This window comes from Kitasatospora sp. NPDC059817 (assembly GCF_042731835.1).
GTDB lineage: Bacteria > Actinomycetota > Actinomycetes > Streptomycetales > Streptomycetaceae > Kitasatospora.
On record NZ_JBHWIR010000166.1, the window covers coordinates 1 to 4,538 of the forward strand.

Sequence of the window (4,538 nt, forward strand, 5' to 3'; positions counted from 1 at the left end):
CGGGCCGGCCGGCCCCCGCCGTGGTGGGGTCAGCGTTGTTCGGCGGGCAGCAGGGTCGCGAGCCCGTCGAGGACGCGTTGCACGCAGAACTCGAAGCGGGTGTCCATGTCGGGTTCGGTGAGGTCGTCGGCCAGGGCGACGAGGTTGGGGAAGGTGTCGGCGGGCAGGGCGCGGAAGCGGTCGCCGGCGGCGTCGGCGATGTCCCGGCGGCTGGTGCCGAGGACTTCGGCGGCCGAGATCGGGGACTGTTCCTGGAGGACGAACCCCTGGACGAAGGCGCCCAGCAGGTAGGTGGCCATGGCGGCGTCGGCGTCGGAGAAGCCGGCCGCGCGGAGCCGGTCGAGCTGGTCCTCCATCAGGCCGAGCAGGTGGGGCCCGGGGGAGAGGCGGCCCGAGACGACCTTGGCGGCGTCGCGCTTGTCGAGCAGCAGCCGGCGGTAGCGCCAGCAGTAGGCGTGGAACTGCTCGCGCCACCCGCCCTCGCGCGGCGGGGGTTCGGCCGAGGCCATCACCGCGTCGGTGAGCAGGTCGAGCAGTTCCTGCTTGTTGCGGACGTGCCAGTACAGCGAGGCCGCCTTGACGCCGACCTCGGCGGCGACCTTGCGCATCGACAGCCCGTCGAGGCCGTCCCGTTCCAGTACCCGCAGCGCGGCCTGGGTCAGCGCGTCCCTGGTCAGCGGCGGTGTCGTGTCGTCGTTCTCCGGCATGGCTGTGCGGACGCCTCCAGCGGTCTCATCCGGTCTTCTCCGGTCGCGAGTCTCGCGGCGACTGTCCGTGGCGAGCGCCCGTGCGCGAGATCCCGCTTGCAATCTAACACCGTTAGGGGCACTCTGTGCGTGCCGCACCACTCCCTAACGATGTTAGGGACTAGGAATCGGGAGGGTTCCCATGCAGGAGTCGAGCGCCCGGCGCAAACGGCTCGCGCTACTGACGCTCTGCGTCACCATGTTCATGTCGATGCTGGACAACGTCATCGTCAACAACGCCCTGCCCCGCATCGGCCAGGACCTGGATGCCGGGATCAGCGGCCTGCAATGGGTCGTCGAGGGATACAGCCTCGTCTACGCCGGGTTCGTGCTGACCGGCGGCGCGCTCGGCGACCGGTACGGCCGCACCCGGATGTTCCGGCTCGGCCTCGCGCTGTTCACGGTCGGCTCCGCGCTCGCCGCGCTCGCCGGAACGATCGGCCTGCTGGTCGGCGCCCGGATGCTGCAAGGCGTCGGGGCCGCGCTGCTCACCCCGGGCAGCCTCGCCCTGCTGCGCCACGTCTTCACCGACGAGCGCGAGCGCGCCAAGGCCATCGGCCTCTGGTCCGGGGTCTCCGCGCTGGGCCTGTCGATCGGCCCTGTGGTCGGCGGGCCGATGGTCGAGCACCTCGGGTGGGCCAGCGTGTTCTGGATCAACGTGCCGATCGGCGTGGCCGCACTGGTGCTCGCCGCCCGCGTGCTCCCGGACATCCCCCCGCGTGCCCGGCGGATCGACCTCGGCGGCCTCGTCCTCTCCGCCGCGGGCCTCGGCCTGCTGGTCTACGCGCTGATCGAGGGGCCGACCCGCGGTTGGACGGACACCCGGGTGCTCCTCTGCGGTGCCGCGGCGCTCGTGCTGCTGGCGGCCTTCCTGGTGCTCGAACTGCGGCTCGCCGAACCGATGCTGGAGCTGCGGCTGTTCCGCGACGGCGCCCTCGGCGGTGCGCTGCTCAGCGGCTTCATGGTCAGCTTCGGGATCTTCGGCGCGCTCTTCTTCCTGCCGCTGCTGATGCAGGGCCCGCTCGGCTGGTCCCCGTCCGACGCCGGCTACGCCGGGCTGCCGATGACCGCGATGATCGTCGTCGCAGCCCCGCTCTCCGGCGGGCTGACCTCGCGGTACGGGCCCCGACTGCCGCTGGTGCTCGGTCTCGCGCTGTGCGCGGCGGGCCTCGGCGGGCTGTCCCTCTACGGCGGGCACGCCCACTACGTCGAGTACCTGTGGACCCTGTTCGCGATGGGCCTCGGGATGGGGATGACCTTCACCCCGGTGTCGATCGCGGTGCTCCAACGGGTCGCCCCGGCGCAGACCGGGATGGCCTCGGCGAGCATCAACACCCTGCGCGAGCTGGGCGGCGTCCTCGGGATCGCGGTGCTCGGCGCCGTGCTGACCAACCGGATGACCGGCAGCCTGACCGCCGCCCTGCACCGGCTCGGCGTGCCGCCGGACGCCGTCGGCCCGATCGCGGACGCGCCCGCCGGGGCGGGGCGCGGCGGTGGCGGCGCGGCCGCCGTGCTGCCCGGCCCGGTCCAGGACGCGGTGGACGGCGCCTTCATCGAGGGCCTCCACCTCGCGGCGCGCTGCGGTGCGGCCGCGCTCGCCGTCACCGCCGTCCTGGTCGCCGTCCTGCTGGGCCGGGCCCGCCCGCTTGCCCCGGGCGGTACCAGCCTCCCGGAATCGGCCCCCGACTCCGCGTCGGACCCGGGCTCCGACCCCGGCCCGAGCCCCGGCCCAGACCTCGGCCCCGACCTCGACCCGAGCCCCGGTCCGGAGCCGCTGGCCGAGGCCCGGCCGGTCTGACCGACCTGACCGGTTCGCGTGCCGACGCCACGTCAGCGGATGCCCTCGACCGCCGCCTGCGCCGTGCGGGCCAGTTCCCGGCGCGCCCCCGCCGGGGTGGCCGGCGGCGCGGGCGGCGGAATCGGCGGCAGGAACGTCACGTCGGCGACCAGCCCGCGCACCGCGACCACCCGGGCGAGCGAGGTGAGCAGTCCGTCGTCGCCGATGAAGGCGGGCACGCTGGTCGGCCGTCCGTCCGCCAGCCGGTAGCGGATCGTCACCGGCTGGACGAAGGCGCCCGCCTCCACCGCCGCCTGGAACAGTGCGGGCCGGAAGCGGCCGCTCTCCCGCCCGCACCAGGTGGACCCCTCCGGGAAGACGATCACCGGCTGGCCGGCGCGCAGCACCTCGGCCACCGCCGCCACGGTGTCGGGCAGCGCGCGCAGCCGGTCGCGGTCCAGGAACACGGTGCCGCCCCAGGCGATCAGCGGCCCGAGCACCGGCCACCGGCGGACCTCGGTCTTGGCCAGTGAGCGGCCCGGGCGGCCCGCCGCGATCAGCGGGATGTCCAGCCAGGACACGTGGTTGGCCACCACGAGCGTCCCGCCGCCGAGCGTGCCGCCCGGCGTCCCGAGGTGGACGGTGACCCCGAGGGTGTGCAACAGGACGCGCGCCCAGAGCCGGATCAGCCGCTCCCGGGTCCCGTACGGGAGGAGGCGCAGGGGCAGGCTGAGCAGCACGCCCGCCAGCACCGCCGCCAGGCAGGCCGCCAGCCGCAGCGCCCGCCGGGGGCGCGAGACGGCGGGCGCCGGGTCGGCCAGGCAGGTCTCGGGCCGGCAGGGGGCCGTCGGAAGCCAGACGCTCATGATGAGGCGCCGAGGGGCCGGGAGGGCAGTCCAGACAGGAAGTGCCGCAGGTAGCGCGGGTCGGTGCGCTCCAGGGACAGCAGCACGTACAGGTCGACGCAGTCGAAGTCCGGGTCGTACGCGGGCTCGCCGCAGACCCAGGCGCCGAGCCGCAGGTAGCCGCGGAGCAGGGCGGGCAGCGCGCCGCGCTCGGCGCGCGGCACGCCGGTGGCGTCCCAGCGGCGGCGCGGGGTGACCCGGTACTGCTCGGGGGCCAGGTACTTGGCGCTGACGGTGTCCCAGACCCGGGCCGCGGTGGCGCCGCCGTCGTCCAGGGGGATCGAGCAGCAGCCGCCGACCCAGGTGTTGCCGGTGTCGGAGAGGTACCGGGCGATGCCGCCCCACATCAGGTTGATGACGGCGCCGTTGCCCCGGTGGTCGGGGTGGATGCAGGAGCGGCCGAGTTCCACCAGGCCCGGGCGGACCGGCGCCAGGGCGGAGAGCTCGAACTCGCCGTCGGAGTAGAGCCGTCCGGCCCGCCGGGCGGCCTCGGGGCGCAGCAGCCGGTAGGTGCCGACGACGGCGCCGTGCTCGCCCTCGCGGACCAGGAGGTGGTCGCAGTACTCGTCGAAGGGGTCGACGTCCAGGCCGGCGACCGGGCTGTGCAGGACGGCGCCGAGCTCGGCGGCGAACACCTGGTGGCGCAGCCGCTGGGCGGCGCGCACGTCGTCGGCGTCGCGGGCGAGGGAGACGGTGTAGGCGGCCGGGGCCTGCGGCCGGCGAGGGGCGGGGACGGCGGGGGCGTCCTGGGTGGGGGCTACTGCGGTCGGAGTGTACGTGGGGACGGTGGTCATGGCGGACCCTCCAGGGCAGCACGATCGGCGGCGCCCTGGATCGCCAGGGCACCGGCCCGGCCCGCAGGCGTTGGGCCTGCACGCGAACCGGTCCCCGTATATCTCTCCGAGCCGGTTGGCATCCATGTTGCGGCGCGGCGGAGCGCAGATGTGCAACTGCTGAATGGGACCACCCGTCGCCTCCCGGTCATCTGCCGGGCACCGGGCGCTCGCCCGCCGGGGGTGGACAGCCCCGGCGCCTGTGCGCCCGGGCCGAGCACACGCTCCGGGGATTACCCAGGTACACACCCGGTCCGGGGCGATGTTTTTGGGGACA

4 protein-coding genes are annotated in these 4,538 nt (G+C 74.8%); 1 reads left to right on the top strand and 3 read right to left on the bottom strand.

Annotation, left to right across the window (positions count from 1 at the left end; translation table 11 throughout):
* Positions 1 to 29 precede the first annotated feature (29 nt).
* Positions 30 to 707 (bottom strand): TetR/AcrR family transcriptional regulator C-terminal domain-containing protein, encoded by a 678-nt coding sequence (locus ACFV61_RS27810; RefSeq protein ID WP_063346037.1) that lies wholly within the window; start codon positions 705 to 707, stop codon positions 30 to 32.
* Positions 708 to 888: 181 nt separating this feature from the next.
* On the opposite strand from ACFV61_RS27810, the gene ACFV61_RS27815 reads away from it, so the two are divergent.
* Positions 889 to 2,544: a DHA2 family efflux MFS transporter permease subunit gene (locus ACFV61_RS27815; RefSeq protein ID WP_380494507.1), complete on the top strand. Its 1,656-nt coding sequence runs from the start codon at positions 889 to 891 to the stop codon at positions 2,542 to 2,544.
* Positions 2,545 to 2,576: 32 nt separating this feature from the next.
* Here the strand turns inward: ACFV61_RS27815 and ACFV61_RS27820 are convergent, their stop codons facing one another.
* The gene (locus tag ACFV61_RS27820; protein ID WP_380494509.1) at positions 2,577 to 3,389 is read right to left on the bottom strand and encodes a lysophospholipid acyltransferase family protein; all 813 of its coding nucleotides are present in this window, start codon (positions 3,387 to 3,389) and stop codon (positions 2,577 to 2,579) included.
* Positions 3,386 to 4,222 carry a GNAT family N-acetyltransferase gene (locus ACFV61_RS27825; RefSeq protein WP_063346035.1) on the bottom strand — a complete coding sequence of 279 codons (837 nt, stop codon included), beginning with the start codon at positions 4,220 to 4,222 and terminating at the stop codon, positions 3,386 to 3,388. The genes ACFV61_RS27820 and ACFV61_RS27825 overlap by 4 nt, the downstream gene beginning before the upstream one ends.
* Positions 4,223 to 4,538: the final 316 nt, after the last annotated feature.

Bases quoted from the DNA above. Each gene is read 5' to 3' on its own strand.
- ACFV61_RS27810 (WP_063346037.1), bottom strand. From the start codon at position 707: ATGCCGGAGAACGACGACACGACACCGCCGCTGACCAGGGACGCGCTG.
- ACFV61_RS27815 (WP_380494507.1), top strand. From the start codon at position 889: ATGCAGGAGTCGAGCGCCCGGCGCAAACGGCTCGCGCTACTGACGCTC.
- ACFV61_RS27820 (WP_380494509.1), bottom strand. From the start codon at position 3,389: ATGAGCGTCTGGCTTCCGACGGCCCCCTGCCGGCCCGAGACCTGCCTG.
- ACFV61_RS27825 (WP_063346035.1), bottom strand. From the start codon at position 4,222: ATGACCACCGTCCCCACGTACACTCCGACCGCAGTAGCCCCCACCCAG.